Annotated in this window: 11 protein-coding genes and 5 pseudogenes; 7 read left to right on the top strand and 9 right to left on the bottom strand. The window is 64.1% G+C overall.

All coding sequences use genetic code 11. From position 1 onward, the window contains the following. Positions 1-2,541 precede the first annotated feature (2,541 nt). Positions 2,542-2,853, top strand: a pseudogene (locus ACIGXE_RS35235) (transposase); the annotation flags it as partial. Positions 2,854-2,909: 56 nt separating this feature from the next. Here ACIGXE_RS35235 and ACIGXE_RS35240 read toward each other — a convergent pair. From ACIGXE_RS35240 to ACIGXE_RS35255, 4 genes are all read right to left on the bottom strand, one after another. Further along, positions 2,910-4,199 carry a pyridoxal phosphate-dependent aminotransferase gene (locus ACIGXE_RS35240; RefSeq protein ID WP_399754082.1) on the bottom strand — a complete coding sequence of 430 codons (1,290 nt, stop codon included), beginning with the start codon at positions 4,197-4,199 and terminating at the stop codon, positions 2,910-2,912. A gap of 5 nt (positions 4,200-4,204) precedes the next feature. Beyond that, positions 4,205-5,629 (bottom strand): indoleacetamide hydrolase, encoded by a 1,425-nt coding sequence (gene iaaH / locus ACIGXE_RS35245; protein ID WP_399754094.1) that lies wholly within the window; start codon positions 5,627-5,629, stop codon positions 4,205-4,207. Next, positions 5,629-7,032: an aspartate aminotransferase family protein gene (locus ACIGXE_RS35250; RefSeq protein WP_399754084.1), complete on the bottom strand. Its 1,404-nt coding sequence runs from the start codon at positions 7,030-7,032 to the stop codon at positions 5,629-5,631. Before ACIGXE_RS35250 ends, iaaH begins: the two co-directional genes overlap by 1 nt. A 71-nt stretch (positions 7,033-7,103) precedes the next feature. Then, complete coding sequence (locus tag ACIGXE_RS35255) at positions 7,104-7,922, bottom strand: tryptophan 2,3-dioxygenase (protein ID WP_399754085.1); 819 nt, start codon at positions 7,920-7,922, stop codon at positions 7,104-7,106. 139 nt (positions 7,923-8,061) lie between these two features. Between ACIGXE_RS35255 and ACIGXE_RS35260 the strand changes: the two genes are divergently transcribed. Continuing rightward, positions 8,062-8,460, top strand: coding sequence for a RidA family protein (locus ACIGXE_RS35260; RefSeq protein WP_399754086.1), 399 nt, complete (start codon positions 8,062-8,064; stop codon positions 8,458-8,460). A 90-nt stretch (positions 8,461-8,550) separates the two neighbouring features. On the opposite strand, the pseudogene ACIGXE_RS35265 reads toward ACIGXE_RS35260, so the two are convergent. Further along, a pseudogene (locus tag ACIGXE_RS35265) lies at positions 8,551-9,078 on the bottom strand (IS110 family transposase); the annotation flags it as partial. On the opposite strand from ACIGXE_RS35265, the pseudogene ACIGXE_RS35270 reads away from it, so the two are divergent. The 4 genes and pseudogenes from ACIGXE_RS35270 to ACIGXE_RS35285 form a co-directional block, all read left to right on the top strand. After that, a pseudogene (locus tag ACIGXE_RS35270) lies at positions 9,057-9,713 on the top strand (transposase); the annotation flags it as partial. The pseudogenes ACIGXE_RS35265 and ACIGXE_RS35270 sit on opposite strands and share 22 nt — an antisense overlap. Before the next feature lie 752 nt (positions 9,714-10,465). Next, positions 10,466-11,347 carry an FAD binding domain-containing protein gene (locus ACIGXE_RS35275; protein WP_399754088.1) on the top strand — a complete coding sequence of 294 codons (882 nt, stop codon included), beginning with the start codon at positions 10,466-10,468 and terminating at the stop codon, positions 11,345-11,347. Beyond that, the gene (locus ACIGXE_RS35280; protein WP_399754089.1) at positions 11,344-11,871 is read left to right on the top strand and encodes a (2Fe-2S)-binding protein; all 528 of its coding nucleotides are present in this window, start codon (positions 11,344-11,346) and stop codon (positions 11,869-11,871) included. Before ACIGXE_RS35275 ends, ACIGXE_RS35280 begins: the two co-directional genes overlap by 4 nt. After that, the gene (locus ACIGXE_RS35285) at positions 11,846-14,293 is read left to right on the top strand and encodes a xanthine dehydrogenase family protein molybdopterin-binding subunit (protein ID WP_399754091.1); all 2,448 of its coding nucleotides are present in this window, start codon (positions 11,846-11,848) and stop codon (positions 14,291-14,293) included. Before ACIGXE_RS35280 ends, ACIGXE_RS35285 begins: the two co-directional genes overlap by 26 nt. 198 nt (positions 14,294-14,491) lie before the next feature. Here ACIGXE_RS35285 and ACIGXE_RS35290 read toward each other — a convergent pair. Together ACIGXE_RS35290 and ACIGXE_RS35295 are read right to left on the bottom strand one after the other, a co-directional pair. Continuing rightward, positions 14,492-15,282, bottom strand: a pseudogene (locus tag ACIGXE_RS35290) (hypothetical protein); the annotation flags it as partial. Between the two features lie 165 nt (positions 15,283-15,447). Then, a complete protein-coding gene (locus ACIGXE_RS35295) occupies positions 15,448-15,894 on the bottom strand; it encodes a hypothetical protein (protein ID WP_399754092.1) in 447 nt (148 codons plus the stop codon). 413 nt (positions 15,895-16,307) lie between these two features. Here ACIGXE_RS35295 and ACIGXE_RS35300 point away from each other — a divergent pair, with 413 nt between their 5' ends. Further along, positions 16,308-16,712 carry a hypothetical protein gene (locus ACIGXE_RS35300; RefSeq protein WP_399754095.1) on the top strand — a complete coding sequence of 135 codons (405 nt, stop codon included), beginning with the start codon at positions 16,308-16,310 and terminating at the stop codon, positions 16,710-16,712. Positions 16,713-17,577: 865 nt separating this feature from the next. On the opposite strand, the gene ACIGXE_RS35305 is transcribed toward ACIGXE_RS35300, so the two are convergent. Both ACIGXE_RS35305 and ACIGXE_RS35310 read right to left on the bottom strand, forming a co-directional pair. After that, complete coding sequence (locus tag ACIGXE_RS35305) at positions 17,578-17,769, bottom strand: hypothetical protein (RefSeq protein WP_399754096.1); 192 nt, start codon at positions 17,767-17,769, stop codon at positions 17,578-17,580. Between the two features lie 319 nt (positions 17,770-18,088). After that, a pseudogene (locus ACIGXE_RS35310) lies at positions 18,089-18,565 on the bottom strand (transposase); the annotation flags it as partial. Positions 18,566-18,853 lie beyond the last annotated feature (288 nt).

The raw sequence follows: 18,853 nt of genomic DNA on the forward strand, positions 1-18,853 counted from the left end.
GGGGCGGGCGTCCCCGCGGGTCGTGAGCCACGGGGAATTGGCCTGAGGCGTGAGGTTGCGTGCTGGTAGGAGGAGTTGTAGAAGACCGCGGCAGTCTGGCCGGGATGTGACTATCGTCCTTTCAGGCTGCCTGTCCCACATGGTGCCGCTCGTCAGTCCGTTGTTGTTCCCTCCGGCGCGAGCCCATTGACTCCCGTCCGGCGGCGTGCGGCCTTCCGGTTAACGGTAGGGACGCGCTCACGCAGGAACAGGTCGGTGAAGCGCCTCGCTGTCTCGCACACGGTCGCCGGCCAGTGCAGCCGGGCTCATCAGGGCCAGCTCCGCGGATGACTGGCCGCGCCGGGGGAGTGCCGGCCTCTGGACCTGGCGGTTGAAGGGGAGCTTCCACCCGCCAGGTCCAGGGCTTGTGCCGCAACGGGCACCGCAGCAGTGAAACCCTGGGGTGTCGAGGCCCGGGCTTTACTGTGCTACCTCATGCCAGGACTGTAGCGGCGAAAGGGGTATATCGGAGCGTGCCACGCCGCAGAGTCCATAGCTGTCCACCGTGCACGACGCTCCCGTGTCGCGTCTCCTGCTCTGCCCACCGACAATGGAAACGCAGCGGAGAACTGCCCCCTCAGGGACCAGGGACCAGATGAGGCGGCAGCACCGGTGGTCCCTTCGCGGAGTGCCCGCCGCCGAGGGACCACCGGTGTATCGGGGACTCGCACCGGATACACCAGCGGAAACGCGCCATCCGTCGGATCTGTGTCGGCCATGACCAGCTCACCGAGACGGGCTGAGGGTCGCCATTCTGGCGCTCGATCAGACTCTCACTTTGTCGATGCGGGCAGTTAGCCTGCTGTTATGTCAGAGCGTGTCATCCAGGGCCGTAAAGGCGGCCTGATGTCCTGGACGCTGCAGACGCGTTGTGGGCTGGCCTGAGAGAGCGCTGTGCCGACGGCCGCGGCGTTTACCTGCTCTCCTCCTCAGGAATACGTCCTGCTCGGCGACCGCGTGGTGGCGACGGCGAAGGCAGGTGGCGACCAGGGGAGTGTTCGGGAGGTTGAGGTGCGCCGAGCGGCTGCGCAACTGAACGCGGTGGAGATGGACCGCCGAGATATGACGACGTTGTGGGATTCGGTCGCAGGTTCGCCAGCTTCACGGGGATCGTGACCAAGCCGAACGACACGCTTCTGACCACACGGTGCGACCGGGCATTGCCTTCTCCAGGTCCCCCTGGCGGCGTGACCACAGGTATGCACGGTGCTGGGGTGATCGCACGTTCCCGTGCCCGGCAAAGGGGCGGCTCCGCCAACCTACCCGCTCTGGATTACCTCGACCGGCACTGCGGGGTTGCCCACGGTGCGTGCCGGGCCCCGGAACCCCTCGCGCAGTCTTCCTCGGACCAGAGTTGCCAGTGCAGGCCTGCCGTAAGCGCAGAAAATCCCTGTGGAAGACCGCCCATCAGGCGGCGTAGCATTAATTCCATGGACACTTTTCCAAGTGATCTGCTGAATTTGCAGTCAGAGCTGCATCGCGTTCGTTCGGCGCATAGGAAGCTGTGCCGTTCCTTTCCCTTGACTGCTACCCCATCGGACGGATATGAGTATATACAGATATGGCGGCAATGGCGTTCTCCGGAATCTCCGGGATATAGTCAGAAGCGTATCGAAGAGGAGAAGCATCTGCGGAAGTTAATTTGCGAGCTATCTTCCGCAATCTGGGCGCATCCATATTGGGCGACACTGTCGGGCGGAGAACGCGTCCGCAGAAGGATAGCCCTGTCACGCTTTGGTGCGCCAAGGTATGCTGATGATTGGGAATAGTGCTGCGAATGCACTCCGCGACTCGAGGTCTTCGACTGTGTCCTATGTGGCGGGTTTGACGGTCGCTTGTGGCAGGTAAGAGGGCAACGTTCAGCGACAGCACATGCTCAGCCATGCGGATCAGACTCCCTTCGTGCGGCTCGGAAGGCGGGTGGGCTCGAGGATGGGACACGTGCCCAAGAAGATTGCCCCCGGCGCTTCGGAGCCAGGCTGTGCGTCTGGTGACCAATCACCGCTCGGAGTATTCCACCGAGCGTGCTGTCCATGTCGAGGTCGCCGAATCGATTGGCGTGTCGCGGGAATGGGTGCGGCGCTGGGTGGCCCAGCACCGAGATCGACACCGGCGTGGCCGCGGGTGTGACCAGCGACGAGCGCGAGGAACTGCGCAGGCTGAGGGCGGAGGTCAAGCGGTTGCGTGAGGTAGCGAGGTGCTGAGCCCTGACTGGGACAGGCATGTGTCGGCACCTGCGGGCGCCGGCACCGTCAGCGTGACAGTGGCCGGGAGGGGCCGAGGCTCGCGCGATCTCCGTGGAGGCATCGCCTTGCCCGGCTTACGGAAACGTCGCCTCGGCACCCGCCTGAGCGTCACCACGGTGGTACCGGGCCGCGCGTCGATCTAGGTCGAGGCATCTCCTGTCCGGCTGAGAGAAGCCGTCGTCGGCTCCGGCGCTCGGGCAGGCCAGAGGGAGCGACACCGCTCCGGGCCCGCCGATAACAAGGAATCCGGACTGGACAGGTCGCCAGGAACCTCGGGCCCGTTTACACCGCGCCGAGTGCGGCAGCGGTGACCGAGCGGTCCTGGAGTTCCGAGAAATGGGGCGCCAAGTATCCGCCCCTGATCAAACTGTGGTCCGACGCCTGGGCCGAGATGGTCTCCCCTTCCTCTCCTTCGACGTCGAGATCCGCAAGGTGATCAGTTCGACGAACGCCATCGAGAGTGTCAACGCACGCATCCGCCAGGCCGTCCGGGCCTGCGGGCCATTTCCCGTCGGAGAACGCCGCACTTAAGTGCGTCTACAGGGCGCTGATCAGCCTGGACCCGACTGACACCTCAACACCCAAGATCAGCTTCTTGGACAGCCCCGCCCAACCCTGGTCCGGTCAGTCGGCGAAGGTGATGCCCGCTTGGGCAAGCCGTTCCAGGGCGTCGGTGAGTACGGGGATGGGGGGGCCGATGAACATACGGAGGTGGAAGGTGGGCTGTATGGCGGCGTGGGGCATGTCGTCGAGGTGTCCAGGATCGAGTCCGAACAGGACGCCGGTACGGCGGAAGCACTCCATCCGGAAGAATGCGGCCGCGTCCGGGTGGTGCCAGTAGGGCCTAGGGATTTGGAAACGCAGGTAGCTGGTGCATTCGCCGGTCTGGAAGGTTCCTTCAGGGTAGCCGAGCCGGTCGACGAAGAAGCGCGCGACGTGTATGCGCTTGTCGGCGTATTGCTGGCGCATGGCCGCGAGGTAGGCGTCGGACTGCGGGTCTTGCAGCCAGGAAGCCATGGCCTCTTGAAGTGGTACCGCCGAGATGAAGGACCGCTGGAATTGTGTGGTGTTCATCAGCTGGTCGATGACGGCGGGCGGGCCGGTGACGGCGCCGATTCCCCAGCCGTTGCAGTGGAACTGCTTTCCCAGGGACCGCACTGCCAGCCAGGGCGGTGTTCCCGCGGGGTGTTTCGCTGTCTCCTCGAGGAGGATCCGAAGGGCGTTGGTTGGTTCGATGTCTGGGTTGTGCACGGCGAAGTAAGCGTCGTCGATCAGTATGGCGGCCCCGGCGGCGAGGGCGGCGCGGATCATCTGGCGGACATCATCGGCACGCCAGTTGATGGCCGTTGGGTTGTGCTGGGCGTTGATGACGAGGACGGCTCGCTGGGCTGGCTGTAGTCCGTCCAGGGCCTCGCGCAAGTGCGCCATGCTCGGGTAAGAGGTCTGCGGGGACAGCGGCAGGTGCTGGACACGGTAACCGGCAGAAGCGAAGACACTGGCGTAGTCCCAGCCGGGCGAGAAGACCAGGGCGACCGGGGCGGTCTGGTGGTCTGGTGGTGAGTTCAGCATCCGGGCGAAGTCGAACATGGCGTTGCGGGTTCCAGCGCAGGAGGCGGCGACCTCGAAGTCTTCTCCCGGTTCCCCGCGGAGGTCGTGTGTGCGCTTGATGTAGGTGCGCAGGACAAGCTGCAGTCGGGGCAGGCCGTACTGGGTTACCACGTAGCCATGGCTATGGGTTGGCAGCGGGGAGGCGAGGACCCGGGTGAGTCCGGGCGCAGCTTCCGTCCAAGTTTCGCCGAGGCTCAGGTAGATCGGTTCACGGGCGGGTTCGGAGTTCAGGTAGCCGTGCAGAAGTTCTGCTTCGGAGAAGCGGGTGGGCAAGCCGGGAGAACTGAGCACCTTGGTGAAATCCATCGAGGCTATCGTCCTTGGGTGTTGGGGGACGGAACGGGTCCCCAGATCCGTTCGCAATGGCGGCCTATGGCCAGGAGGAGAGTGTCGCTTCCTTGAGGGCCGTCCAGTTCGATTCCGACGGGCAGGCCGTGTGCATCGAGTCCGGCCGGCAGGGTCAGTCCGGCCCAGCCGATGACGCTGGCCGGATTGGTGTTGCGGATGTAGGTCTGAAATGCGGGCATTGTGGTGCCATTGACGTTCACGGCTGTGGTTTCGGTGAGACTGCACGCCGTGACAGGCGTGGTGGGGAAGAGTATGGCCGCGAGGTTGTGCTGCCTGAGGTGTTCCCTGAACAGGTGCTGCAGTTGGGGGCGGTGGATGGTGAGCACGGCATTATATGTCGCGGTATCGACCGCGGCAGGACCAAGCAGACTTTCCAGTATTTCTTTCACATCAGGACTGTGAACGCTGTTTACCAGGTCCTCGAATGAACCGGGGAAGCCAGAGGCGTGCATATAGCGCTTGAGGCTTACCGGCGTCTCGTAGAAGACGATGGGGAATCCGGCCAATGCCGTCAGTTCGACGGCTCGCGGCGGCATGTCCGCCTCGACCAGCGTCATGCCCGCCTTCTGTAGCTGCCTGAGCCGGTGCCGCACCAACTGCTCGGTAGCGGGATCAAGGTTCTGGTAGAAGGGGAACCGAGGGACTCCTATCCGGATCGACGAGAGGTCTGGCACGTCAGAGTGGCTTTGCCCTGTCAGGGCCGCGTCGAGCAGAGCGAGGTCATCTACGGTGCGGCCCATCGGGCCCACGGTGTCCCGGGTGGGCGAGATGGCCAGCAGCCCTTGCTGGCCGTACCGGCCCATAGACGGACGCAGCCCGGCCACCCCGCACAGAGCCGCTGGGATGCGTATGGATCCCCCCGTGTCTGTGCCCAGGCCGCCCGGTGCTAGCCGGGCTGCAATCGCGGCAGCGGTGCCGCCGCTGCTGCCCCCGGCGATGTGCGTGTGCCGGTACGGATTGCGAACGGACCCGAAGGCCTGGTTGTCGCTGGTTACGCCGTACGCAAGCTCGTCCATATTGGTCTTGCCCAGCACCAGAGCCCCCGCCTGCCGCAGGCGGTCCACCACCCAGGCGTCCCGGCGGGGCCGATGGCCACGCAGCGCGGGCGTCCCACCGGTGGTGGGCAGGCTTGAGGTGTCGATGTTGTCCTTGACCGCCAAGGGGATGCCGTGAAGTGGGCCGGCTTCGACGCCCGAGCGCCTCGAGACATCGGCCTTTTCCGCTGCCTCGACCAGCAGGGAATGCTGCAGTGATATGAACGTGTTCAGGTGGGCGTGATCTTCGGCCCGGAGAAGTAGTTGCTTGGCGTACTCCACGGCGGATATCTCACCCCGTGAGATCGCATTCACTGCCTCGCGGAGTGTCCATTCAGCGCAGTCGAAGCCCATCACTGCACCAAGTGAGCGGCTCGGGCGGGGACGAGCAGGTTGGGATGTGCCGCTGCGATGTAGGGGCGCAACGTGCGAAGGGTGCCGGTGAACGCGTGGAGGAAGGAATCGACGTGTTCCCTAGTCATGGGGGTCGATAGGCAAAGCAGGCTGCGCCGCGACATGAAGACTCCCCGATTGAGCATTTCCAGGTGGAAGAGAGTGGGCAGAGCGCCCAAGTTGCGGGTACGTGCGTAAACGTCCCTGGCGTCACGGACTGTGCCTTCGCCCCAGTGAAAGTGGCCGTATGACCCGATCCCCGTGGCGGCTCCCTTGATCCCCTCGCCTGCGGCGGCCGCCGTAATGCTCTCCAGCAGCAGCTCGCCCAAGCTGTTCAGCCTGCGCATTTCCTGCTCGTCGTAGTGTTCCAGGGCGGCGATGCCGGCAGCCAGGGTTATGTCGTTCCCGCAGAAGGTTCCGGAGTGGTACAGCGGATCTTCACGGCTAGGGTCGAATTGCATCATGATGTCCTGCCGCCCCCCGAAGGCGCCGATCGGTAGACCGCCTCCGATGATCTTCCCCAGCGCGGTCAGGTCCGGCTCGACACCCGTCTCGTTTTGCAGGGGGCCCAGCCGGAAAGTGGCGACTTCATCGAAAATGAGAAGAACGCCGTGAGCTGAGGCCAGTTCCCGCAGGGCGAGCAGATAGCCGTCGTGCGGCCGAATCCCCCCGCCGGCCGCGAGCATCGGCTCAACGATCAGCGCTGCGATCCGACCCTCGTACCGCTCGAACAAGTACCGCACCGCTGCGGCGTCGTTGAAGGGGACGACCAGCACCTGATCTGCAGTGCCGACGGGCACCCCCGCTGGAGCATGAACGGGTGGAAAGCTGTCGGGCAGGCCAACGGGAGCCTGGCCATGCGGTGAGACGAACATGTTAACTTCCACCACGTCATGGGTGCCGTGGTATCCGCCGTCCACTTTCACAATAAGGTCTTTGCCTGTGAAGGCCCGGGCTGCGCGGATGGCGAACAACGTCGCTTCGGTACCGGAGTTGCAGTACCTGACCTGGCTCACGGAACGGACACGTTCGCTGATGAGGCGGGCGTGCCCGGCCTGGACCGCCGAAGGTGCTCCCAGTGCGGTGCCGCGCTCGGCCTGCCTGGCGATCGCGGAGGACACGGCAGGGTGAGCATGCCCGTGAATGAGAGCACTGTAATTATTCAGGAAATCCAAATACTGATTCCCGTCAATATCTTTGATGAAGCACCCGCTGCCGCGTTCCAGGACCAGCGGATACGGCGAATAGTGGTTGATCGTCCTCGTGTCCCCGCCCGGAAGCCAGCGCATCGACTCGGTGTACTGTCGTTCCGATTCGCTCGTCCGGTCGAAATACCGGCCCATCACCTGTGATTCGATGTCCATTTTCTGCCTTTGCGTGCCCTGGGATTATCTACGGTCTTGAGTCGGATGGCTCGATGTTTTGATTCCACCGCCTAAACTGCAGGTTCGGCCGGCTCTCTATTGAGGGCCGAGGTGAGCTCAGGGAAGAACCTAACCTGCAGTGTCCGGTTGAGAAAGGAAACGCCAGAGGAACCGCCTGTTCCGGCGGCGCGTCCGATAAACCGAGACACTGTCTGGACATGTCGCGCACGCCAGAGATGGAAGGTGCCCGCCACGCTCGCCATGCGATCGCACAGGTCTCTCACGTCGGAGGCGCCGTACGCATAAGCGTCCCGAAAAGCGCGAACCAGAGCGTCGTCTTCCTCGAGAACCCCATCCCGGCCCGTTACGGGCATGCCGTGACCTTGACGGTGAAGATAGCGAATGAACTGATCATAAATGCTCGGGGCCTCACTTGCCTCGCGCAGTAAAGCCATCATTTCAGGCTGCGGAGAAAAACACCGAATGACGTGTGGACGCTTGTAGCCGAGCAGGAACTCGATGATCCTGTATTGCGCCGACTGGATACCCGAAGCGTTTTGAAGAGCGGGGCGAAATTCGGCGAAGGAAGCGGGAGACAGCGTCTCCAACAGACTCCACTGATCCACCATGTGAGCCAGCACCCGGTCGATGCGGTCCAAGACTGCGACGCATGAGGGGCCCTCATTGGTATCCAGCAGTCGGCAGGCCTCGCGCAGCTCATGGATGAGCAACTTCATTAGCAGCTCGGCGACCTGATGCTGAACAATGAACAGCATCTCGTCGTGGCAGCCCGGCTCGGCGACCGGCTGCTGTGCCGCCAGTACTGAGTCCAGATGCAGATACCCTGAATACGTCAGCCGCTCGTCCCCGGTTCCGGACAGACCATTCATACGATTGCTCCTGTTGGAAGAGGAAAGCCGCCCAGTCTCCCGGTTGGCGGGCCAGCTCCTCAGCCCCGCAGGCGCCGGGCGCCGAACACCCACTGCAGCCGCGTTTGCGGGCCGCGAGGCGGCAGTGTCGAATGACTCCATGGAACGCAAAGCGATCAGCCCTTGGACATGGCAGGAGCACTTCGGCTTCGACCAGGCCTGCGAGACCAAAGGCGCACAGCGCACCCTTTGGTGCACGGGACAAGCTTCTACAGACGACGACGGCCACCCCATCCACGCCGGTGACCTGCACGCCCAGCTCCACCGCTCCTTCGACAACCTTGAGACGGTCCTCGCCGCAGCAGGCTATTCCCTGGCGGATGTCGTACGGCTCGTGCTCTACGCCACCGATCCCGATGCCCTGCTTGCCATCTGGGACGAGCTGCGGACCAGGCTGGCCGCAGGATCCTGCAGCCCCGCTCTCACGCTGGTGGGTGTCAGTCGCCTCGCCTACCCGGAGTTGCTCGTCGAGATCGAAGCGACCGCCGTGACCGCCTGATCCACCAAGCGATCCGGGACCGTCCGTGTTCCACATAGGTACGACACTGGCAAATCGCATCAAAGCGGGCATGAGTATGAGGTGCTCATAAGCGGGATGAGGTTGGTTTTGCAGCCGTGGCCCCAGCACCCGCTCCAACGACGGATGGATCTGGGTCAGCAGTCCGTGGAGCCGGTTGGCAACGCGGCTCGCCTCGCCGGCCAGGTCGTCGTCGAACCCGACAATCATCTCCAGCTCGGCGATGGTCTCGTCCTCGCCGTCGATGGCCCGCAGCGTGTGAGCGCGCGGGCGGCGTCGACGATGATGAACGCGTCCTTCGCGTCCGTCTTGGCCTCGCCCGGGTAGAGGTCGGCGATCCGCCGCATCGTGAGGCCCGGGCAGATAGGCGACCGGGCAGCCCATGTCCCGGGCCACCGCCAGCGGCAGGGCACCGATCGAGGCCGGCTGGTCGACCACGACCAGCACCGTTCCGTGCTTGGCCTGCAGCTTGGCGAACAGTTCGCGGAGTTTGGGTTCGGTGTTGGGCGGCAGGCGCTTGTCGAAGGCCTTCTTGCCGGCCGGGGTGACGGCGGTGGCGTGGTGTGCGCTTTCCAAACGTGCTGGAGCGGTTCGGTTCACCGGCCCAGATCCGCAGGGCCGGCCGGCGGCGGCTGGTCACGCTGTTACGGCCCAAGGCCCCGAGGATGGCCGAGCGGCTGGTCGAGGACATCTTCACCGCCTTGGACGAGCAGACCGTCACCGTTCCGGGCACCGAGGCGGCCGCTTTGATCGTCCCGAGCCTGGCCGGATGCCTGACAGTCGTGCTTGATCAGCGCAAACTCCTGGCCGGGCGGGTCGAGGAACTCCTGGACGCCCACCCTCTTTCGAAGGTCCTGACGTCCATGCCGGGAGTCGGCGTCAGGACCGGAGCCAGGATCCTGATCGAGGTCGGTGACGGCAGCACCTTTCCGACCGCCGGCCACCACCTCGCCGCCTACGCCAGACTGGCCCCGGCGACCCGGAGTTCGGGCTCATCGATCCGCGGCGAACAGCCCTTCAGCCGGGGAAACAAGCAGCTCAAACGGGCCTTCTTCCTCTCCGCGTTCGCGGCCCTGGCCGACCCCGCGTTGCGGACCTACTACGACAAGAAGATCGCTCAGGGCAAGCACCACACCCAGGCCCTGCTCTGCCTCGCCAGACGCCGGGCCGACGTCCTCTTCGCCATGCTCCGCGACGGAACCTTCTACGAACCTCGGCCAGTCTCAGCCAGCTGATCCTCAGCGGCCTCGCCGCATTCGGGGCAGTCCCGCTCATCGACCGAGTCCAACGCGATCGTATGACCGCCGCCTGGAGCCGCTTGAGTTCCTTGCATTCGTCGTTGGTCACGCTCGCGGTGACGCCGGTCTCGATCTCGTGCTGGGACAACACAGTGCCCTCGTGCTGGGCCACCCCAGCGCCGCGCGGATTCTCGCGACACGCGAGGGATTCGGCGACCTGGACATGGACAGCCCGCTCGGTCGCGTACTCCGAGCGATGCTGCGTCACCAGGCGCAAAGCGCGCCTCCGAAACGCAGAGTCAATCTTCTCCCCATCATCTGTGATGAGACACAACAAGGCGGCAGAGAAGTCAGAACGGCTCATCTTGCCCTCGGCGGCGACTACACGCCACGCGTGACCCCGAACGCGCCATGGGAACGCCTCACTCGCCAAGGCCAACGTCCTCGGCTTTCGCCGTCCGCTTCGACCCATGTAAGCCGCCGGTCCCACCCGTCACCCCGATGACCAGGGCTCATGCTTCATTTTCGGACCAGACCTGAGGCGCACGCCGAGCGCATCTCCGTGTTGTGCGCGAGGATGATTACTAGCTCTACAGACTGCGCCGGTGCTGACCGCTACATGACTGCGCGGCCGAACCGGGTAGGCGCTAGAAATTGCGCGCAGGCCTTACACGCAAGGCGGGAAGGCCTGCGCGGTGCTTGAGCACCAAGCGACCTCTATCGCTCAAGGGGCCAGGGAGGATCTGAACATGTCCAGGCCTGCAAGGTTCGATTATGTCGCTCCTGACAACCTGAACGCCGTGATCGAGGTCTTGCACGGAGAACCTGAGGCGACCATTCTCGCGGGGGGCCAGAGTCTGTTGCCCGCGATGAACCTGCGCCTCACACGACCCAGTGTCTTGGTCGACATCAACGGTGTAGAGAAGCTTGGGGGGACGAGCCCGACGTACCACGGACTACGGCTGGGAGCGCTGACACGGCACCGCTCGATCGAACTGAGCAAGGTGATCCAGAGCCGGGTGCCAGTACTCGCCGAAGCGGCTGCGATGATAGGCGACCCGTGCGTCCGACGCCGTGGCACCCTTGGTGGGAGCTTGGCTTACGCCGATCCTGGTGCGGAGCTGCCGGTAGTTGCCGTACTGCTGCAGGCCGACATCGAGGTCACCGGCACATTGGGCGCCCGCACTGTGTCGGCGGCGGAGTTCTTTCTGGGGCCCCACCTCACCGTTCTCAAGCCAGCGGAAGTACTCAGCGCGGTTTCCGTGCCGTCTCCTCTTCCCGGGGAGGGGTGCGCGATCCGAAAGTTTGCGGCTCAGCGACATGGAGCGAAACTCACTGCAGCGGCCCGAGTACGTCTCGACAACACCGGAAGGTGCACGGGTACGCGGCTCGTCCTCGGAGGTGTCGCTGAGCGACCGCTAGTGCTCGACTCAGGGCATCGTGATCTTGTCGGAGCATCACAGTTGTCAAACAGCCTCCTCGCCTCGATCGCGAGAAAGGCTGGTAGGGAGGCAACCAGTGCGCACCGTAACGACGGCTCTTTGTCAGAGTGTTGCCGGCTCGTGGAAGTCGTGACGGCGGCGGCGGTGGCAGCCGCGTGGGTGCGAAGCAAGCCGGAGACGCGGCAATGAAGGTCGAAGTGGCGTTTGTGCTGAACGGGGAGCCGGTGCGCTTGGTCGTGGAGCCCCGGGAACTGCTCGGGCATATCCTGCGAGAACGCCTGGGATGCCGTGGGGTGCATGTGGCCTGTGGGCAGGGCAACTGCGGGGCGTGCACAGTGCTGGTAGACAATCAAGCAGTGAGATCATGTCTGCTCCTAGCCGTGCAGTCGAGAGGCCGGGACATCCGGACGGTCGCGAACCTCACTTCTGATGACTGCCAGCTCCACCCCTTGCAGGCAGCCCTCAAGAAGGCTGGCGGCGTTCAATGCGGCTACTGCACCGCAGGCATCATCCTTAGTGTCCTTTCTTTTCTTGACGAAAACCCCTCTCCCACTCCCGCAGCGATACGCGAGGCGCTGTCAGGGCATATCTGCCGATGTACGGGCTACACCGGGATCATAGAGGCCGTCGAACAATACGCCCAAAACACCGCGCGTGCCGACAGAGCAGGCAGCGAGGAAAAAGGCGGTGACGAACGCCATGAAGGACAATAGTTGTCGGCAGAATGCAGATCGGTTTCTCGCGGGCGATGGGACGTACCTGCCTGATATTGTATTGCCTGGGATGAAGCATGCGACGTTCGTCCGAAGTCCGCACCCGCATGCCCGCATTCGAGCTGTCGACGGCGCACGAGCACTGACGGTACCTGGCGTGCAGGCGGTGCTTTCCGGGCCGGACTTTGCAAGGCAAACCCGACGGGTGGCCCACTTGATGCCCACTCCACCTTTCCAGCCCCTTGCCTGGCCTCTCCTCCCAATCGACAAGGTCCGCTACGTCGGCGACCCGGTGGCGGTCGTGGTCGCCGACGACCCCTACACCGCACAGGACGCCGCAGAGCTGGTGCAAGTCAGTTACGAGGAACTCCCCTGGGTCACATCTCCACAAGAGGCCGCCGCGAAGGAAGCTCCGCTTCTCTATGAGGAGTGGGGATCTAACGTCTTCATGCGCGATACCTTCCAGCACGGTGACGTGGACGCCGCATTCGCCACCGCCGCCGGTATTCTCGACGAGCGATTCGACCACCATCGCATGTGCGGGTTTCCCCTCGAAGGCCACGGAGTCTGCGCCTACCGCGAGCCATCTGGGCGGCTAATCGTCTACGCCTCCACCCAGTTTCCTCATCAACTGCGCGATGTCCTGGCAGACATTACCGATACTCGCCTGACAAGTATCCGAGTGGTCTCGCCTGATGTCGGAGGTGGATTTGGCCTCAAACAGCACGTCACTCGTGAAGAGCTCGTGATTGCTGTTCTGGCTCTCATGCTGCCCTATCCCGTCCGGTGGACCAGGGACGTAACGAGCCTACTAGACCACGGTATCCACGCTCGGCAGCAAGTTCATGAGGTGAAGGCCGCTTACCGCACGGATGGAAAGATCCTCGCTCTTCGAGCGCACATAGTAGCCGATGTGGGAAATCCTCTCCTCTATTTCACGGGCGCTGGGCCGGCTCTGGTGACCGCGTCGACGCTCACCGGTGCCTATGACGTCAGGGCGTACGCATTCGAGTTGGAGGCCGTGGCCACCAACACCGTGCCGATCGGAGGCTACCGCGGGTTCGGTCAGCCACAGGCCGTCTTCACCATGGAACGCACTCTGGATCTCATAGCCCAACGGCTCGCCATGGACCCGGCCCAGATTCGACGTGTCAACCTCATACCCGACCAGCCTCGGCCCTTCATCAGCAGCACGGGGCTCTCCTACGACACCGGCAGCATCCGAGGGCAGTTCGACCGGCTACTCGAGACGACCAGATCCAAGACCAATAGCTTCGGTTCTGCAGATAGAGGTTCCGATACGTACACAGGAGTCGGATTCGCCTGCTATATAGAAGTGAACGCACCCAACGTCCACTCTCTCGCGGGACGCTACGGCGCCTTCGAAACAGCAACCATCGCCATCCAGCCCGACGGCTGCATCATCGGCTGTGTCGGCACAAAGGACATCGGCCAAGGAAACGCCGCGACGTTCGCCCAAATAATCGCAGACGAGCTGGAAGCCAGCATCGACGACGTAGTCATCCGCGACGGAGATACGGATCTTTTGCCACTGGGCATGGGCACCATGGGAAGCCGAACTCTTATCATGACCGGCGCCGCACTGCGCGACGCAGCCCACCAGGTGAAAGCTAAACTGGCGACCCTCGCTGCGTATCAGCTCGGCGTATCCTCCGAAACTGTCCGCTTCCACGGCGGTGCCTGCCACGCCCCCGGCAAGAAGGCAGTCAGCTACCAAGATCTGGCAACCCTGGCATACCACACTCCCCATCTCTTGCCACCAGAGATCGAACCTGGTCTCATGGCCACCGGCGTCTTCCACGCCCGTCATGCCGCCTCGGCCCCGGACGCCGACGGGAGAATGAACCCGGCCGCCACTTACTCCTCACAAGTAGCGGCGGCCACCGTGCACGTAGAGCCATGCAGCGGTCAGATCATGGTGACCGACTTCACCCTCGTCCATGACTGCGGGACCGCTGTCAACCCTATCGCCGTCCAAGGGCAGATTCAGGGATCCTTCGCTCAAGGCCTAAGCGCGGTCCTCTTTGAGGAGCTCAAATACGAGGCAGGGCGTCCGGCAAACGCCACACTGGCCAATTACCCAGTTGCCCGAGCGTCGGACATACCACGCGTGGACGCTGTAGAGCAGAACACCCCATCCAACCTCCCAGGTGGCGTGCGCGGCATCGGGCAGGTAGCCACGATCCTCGCTCCCGCAGCGATTGCCAATGCCGTTGACAATGCGCTTCGACCTCTGGGTATTACGATCCGTCAGAGCGACCTCACCCCCTCTGCCCTACGTCGCCTCATTGGAAAAGCAGATGCCCATACGAACCCGGTTGCCGGCGCAGCATGGCTGGAGGGCTTGTTCATCGATGTCGATACAAGTCAGCTGAGTACCGAAGATCCGAGTGCTGACTGAAGCTCGTTCATCCTGCGCTGGAGGATGCAATGGGCTGGTCAGCGGGTGTGGTGAAGAGGCAGGGCCCCTCGGGCCCTTCTCCGACTCCGATGGTGGATACGCTTCTTTGGGCACGCGGCGAGCGTGAGCTTACTGATCATTTCAGAATGAGGTTCAAAGGTGTCTCAAGCAGGTGATGCAGCAGGCGAGTTGGGGGGTCTTGCCTAGGCCTGAGCCGTGAGCGACGCCTTCGCGGGCATTCTTCGGGGTGATGTCGCGGGCCCGTAGTGGGCGGCGGTACTTGTCGTGGTCGTAGCCGCGGTCGGTGAACAGCCTGCCGGGCCGGTGACGTGGCCGCCCTCGGGCGCCACGGACGCTGGGTATCGCGTCGAGCGGCGTCATCAACTGCGTGACGTCGTGATGGTTCCGCGGATCAGCGAGACGGCCAAGGGTGTGCCATGCCGGTCGGTGAGCCGTTTTCATCCTGTCTCTGTGGGTGAAATGGCAGGTAGGTCAGCAGAGGTGCGCAACGAGACGAGGCTCCCGCATGAGCTGGTTGGCACGTTACCTGGCTCATCTACGCACGAAGGTGTGAACGCCGTTCGCGGTCATTCCCCTTTGAGGGCCCTGACGTGGGAGCCGTCGATCGCGGCATCGCTCATGTCGAGCGGACCAGTCGCCCGAAGCTCTGTCAAAAGAACCTCGTGCGGGCGGGGACAGACGCCGGCCTCGGTCCAGTCGCGAAGGCGCCGCCAGCGCGTCCCCCCGCCGCAGCCGATCCTGTCTGCGGGCAATCTGCCCAGCTCAGGCCCTTACACAAAGGACGGAACGATCCTGCGGAAGGCCGCTCGGTCGTCCGTGGGCAGCCGCCCGGAATACCTCCGGCGCCGCGGCGGGCGGGGAGGCGGCAACGGAGCCACGTGATCCCCCAGGCCGTCAGACACAAGATCATCCGATACCCGCCTGACTCTGCCGTCATCCAGCCCGCCTGCCAAGACCCTCAGCCGAATCTCATTCTGAAATGATCAGTTAGAACGCTGGTGGGGGCGCTGACGCACCGAGGCGCGCTAACGAGCTCGTGCACGATAAGCGGTGAGGCGTCGAACCCCGGATGGTCGATCATGGGCGGGTGGTGGGGACCGCGACTCGTGCAGTGATCATCAGCAACCATCGGATCACGGGCCTGTCCGCCGATGTGATTGCTGAACCCATCGCGGATCCGCACTGGCACCGAGGTGGTCCATGACTTCGGCCAGGGTCCGCAGCCGGGCGCCGAGGCTGACCGTGCATCCCCGCTCGTCGAGCAAAGGCCGCACCTCGCCGATGGCCCGGGTGATGGTGGAACGGTCCACATCGACCCAGCAGTCCAGCAGGGTGACTCCGGGACGGAGATACCCGAGCGTGGCCAGGAGCCGGTCGACAAACACCAGCCGGTCCTTCGCGCCGGCTCCCTCACGCTTGGGCGGTCGAGAGGCCAGCTTTGCTTGATGGCGCTCATGCCATAACGAGCCATTGAGCACGGCATCGCCCACCTCAAGAACTGGCGGGCACTGGCCCGCCACCTCGGCCGCCGCGAGCACATCAGCGACACGGTCCAAGCTGTCGCCGGCCTGCTCTCCCACCAGCAGACCGCAGACCTGATGCCCGCACGGCAGAGGTGAACGCCAAGCCTCGCTGGGAACCTCGACGCCTCACCGCTTACGCACACGAGCTCGTTCGGTGCTGGACGGGACCGTACACGCCGAGGTCGGTCACCGGTGAGCCCTCACCGCCCCCAGCCGCAGCCGCCGGAAACTGGTGGGAGCGGCGCCAGGGCCTCGAACCGGCGGACCTGCCCGTACCGGAATGTTCCAACAAAAGCGACATATGTGTTTCGGCTGGCCTGCGCATACGAGAGGTTCTGACTCAATCTTGAAGAACCTTCACTCAAGTTCAGGTTATCCGAGTTGCTCCCTTGCCGGTTCACGCCACTACGCCATAAGGTAAACCATTGCCGTATCCCTCGGATGTCCCTTTCGTAAATAATGGAGGAAAAATGAAGAAGATCGCGGCCGTGACCTTAGCCGTTGCAATGCAAGGGGTCGGGATTTTAGCTCTGGCGCCAACCGCACAGGCTGCTACCACCGCGACTTGCCAATCAGCGCCATTTACCATTCCGGGAACGGGTAAAATGGTGCAAGCCTCGGCGTGTATCGAACGGGACGGCGACCTAGTAAGAGGCGTGGCAAGGATTCTCAATACATCGACGGGCGCCGTTAATATTTTACTCGCAGTTAACGTTGGGAACCACGACATGGAAGACTTTGGTATGTGCTTTAGTGTCAATGTGTCTCCAGGCCGCGAAGGTCAGTGTGTATCTAAATGGCTGAACACCACAGAGCCGGTTGCGACTATGACAGGAATCAACTCACGGATAGCCGTGGTCGCCACAGAGGTGTAGCGCCAGCTGGAGTCCAGGAGGACCCCAAATTGCTCCCGGGCGGGCCTGAGCTCGGAAAAGCGAGGGCCAACCTGCGAGGCGAAGACGCACCCGCACCAGCCGCACCGTGCCGGCCCAGCAGGCCGCACCAGACGCCACCTGGACCACCGCCAGCCCTCTGACACGACCCTGCCGCTGTCCTGGAAGACTGCACAGGGGACAGCCGAAAACGAGGCGCTGGAGCGAGCGGCGGCAGGCGTGGCCACCGCACAGCAGGCCCGCAACGCCGCCCGCCGTGCCCTGAGCGACGCGGTCGTCCTGGAACTCGTGACTGCGGATCTGCTGCCTGGCCTGCTCGGTCCGACCTTTGCCGGGCTCGACCAGGCGCTGGAGGGCACCTGCTCCAATTGCCCTGCAGTGCGTGCCGATCTGGACGACATGTGTACCGAGGTGCTCGCCTTGGCGGACGGGCAGGTCGTGGGCACGTTTTCCTGGGCGGTGCGGCCTTCTGACGGCGAGGGGCTGTTGTGGCCACTGCTTGGAGGACGAGCAGCAATTTGGGCAGGGCCCTGCTCGAGCGTGTCGTGGCCGGGCTGGTGCGGCGGACAGTGCACGCGTTTTTTCACGCGCAGGCATTGGAGGCGTGCGGGTTCTCCGTTACCGACCGCTGGCCGTACCTGCACCGCCGGCTGGACGGTCGTGACGGCCGGCTGTACGCGGTAGCGAACGTGGTGGAGTGCCCGGGTATTGCTGGCTGGCAGGTGCAGCTGCGGGGGATGACGTGCCTGTTCGGGAGTCGGCGGGCGAGAGTATGCGGCCGTGCGACTTTTGCGGTCATTCGGTCGTGATGGTACGACTGCCCAGCGTGTGGTGAGCGTGACGAGAATCAACCTGAGGCTGGCCGGGGTTCGTAGAAGGTTCCGTCGCGGAGCATGGCGAAGAGGACGTCGGCCCGGCGTCTGGCGAGGCAGAGCAGGGCCTGGGTGTGGTGCTTCCCTTGGGCGATCTTCTTGTCGTAGTAGAGGGTGGGCCTCCAGGAGTTCTTCGATCCGCCCGGCCAGGGGTTTGCGCTGGTCAAGGACTGCGGTCAGGGATCCGGCCAGACTCGGGACGATCAGCGCGGCCGCCTCGGTGCCCGGAACCGTGACGGTCTGCTCGTCCAGCGCGGTGAAGATGTCCTCGACCAGCCGCTCGGCCATCCTCGGGGCCTTGGACCGTAGCAGCGTGACCAGACGGCGCCGTCCGGCCTTGCGGATCTGGGCCGGTGACCCGAACCGCTCCAGCAGGGCCAGGACGGCTGGGTGCTGCAACCGCGGCCCCAGTACCCGCTCCAGAGACGGATGGATCTGCGTGAGCAGGCCGTGGAGCCGGTTGGCGACCCGGGTCGCCTCGCCTGCCAGGTCGTCGTCGAACCCGACGATCATCTCCAGCTCCGCGATCGTCTCGTCCTCGCCGTCGATCGCCCGCAGCGTGTGCGGCATCGCGCGGGCCGCGTCCGCGATGATGAACGCGTCCCTCGCGTCGGTCTTGGCCTCGCCTGGATAGAGGTCGGCGATCCGCCGCTCGTCAGGCCCGGAAGATAGGCGACCGGGCAGCCCATGTCCCTCGCGAGCGCCAGCGGCAGGGCGCCGATCGAGGTCGACCAGCACCGTTCCGTGCTTGGCCTTCAGTTTCGCGAAGAGTTCGCGGAGCTTGGGTTCGGTGTTGGGTAACCGCTTGTCGAAGGCCTCCGGGCCGGTGTGACGGCGGTGGCGTGGTGTTCGCCCTTGCCGACGTCCAGGCCGAGGAAGACGTCGATGTCGCCGGTGTCGATCACGTGCAGGCCCCTCCATCACGCTTTCGTCCGGCCTTGCCTCGGCACCGAGCTGCCACATCCACGTTACGGAGAGCTCTTCCGGCTCGGGTGAAGCCGGTGCTCAAGCCCCTCATCAGCGGTCCGTCGATGCCGCGAGGTCGAGGAGCTGATGCTGGAGCGCGGCGTGATCGTCTCGTACGAGACCATCCGCCACAAGGGGGGGAAGTCATGCCGGACCCGAAGGCCGGAGGCTCCATTGCGGAGCCACGAAGAAGACATCCGATGGGGTTAACGGGTCAAGCGGCGATGGCCAGTTCGATCTTGGGCGGGGCCGGGAAGGCGGTGGTCTCGTTGTAGGGCGTGCCGG

The organism is Streptomyces sp. NPDC053431, assembly GCF_044544925.1.
Taxonomy (GTDB): Bacteria; Actinomycetota; Actinomycetes; order Streptomycetales; family Streptomycetaceae; genus Streptomyces.

What these genes read in the sequence shown, in the direction of transcription:
- iaaH (WP_399754094.1), bottom strand. Translation starts at nt 5,629, where the DNA reads ATGGGCTTCGACTGCGCTGAATGGACACTCCGCGAGGCAGTGAATGCG.
- ACIGXE_RS35280 (WP_399754089.1), top strand. Translation starts at nt 11,344, where the DNA reads ATGAAGGTCGAAGTGGCGTTTGTGCTGAACGGGGAGCCGGTGCGCTTG.
- ACIGXE_RS35250 (WP_399754084.1), bottom strand. Translation starts at nt 7,032, where the DNA reads ATGGACATCGAATCACAGGTGATGGGCCGGTATTTCGACCGGACGAGC.
- ACIGXE_RS35275 (WP_399754088.1), top strand. Translation starts at nt 10,466, where the DNA reads ATGTCCAGGCCTGCAAGGTTCGATTATGTCGCTCCTGACAACCTGAAC.
- ACIGXE_RS35300 (WP_399754095.1), top strand. Translation starts at nt 16,308, where the DNA reads ATGAAGAAGATCGCGGCCGTGACCTTAGCCGTTGCAATGCAAGGGGTC.
- ACIGXE_RS35255 (WP_399754085.1), bottom strand. Translation starts at nt 7,922, where the DNA reads ATGAATGGTCTGTCCGGAACCGGGGACGAGCGGCTGACGTATTCAGGG.
- ACIGXE_RS35240 (WP_399754082.1), bottom strand. Translation starts at nt 4,199, where the DNA reads ATGGATTTCACCAAGGTGCTCAGTTCTCCCGGCTTGCCCACCCGCTTC.
- ACIGXE_RS35260 (WP_399754086.1), top strand. Translation starts at nt 8,062, where the DNA reads ATGGAACGCAAAGCGATCAGCCCTTGGACATGGCAGGAGCACTTCGGC.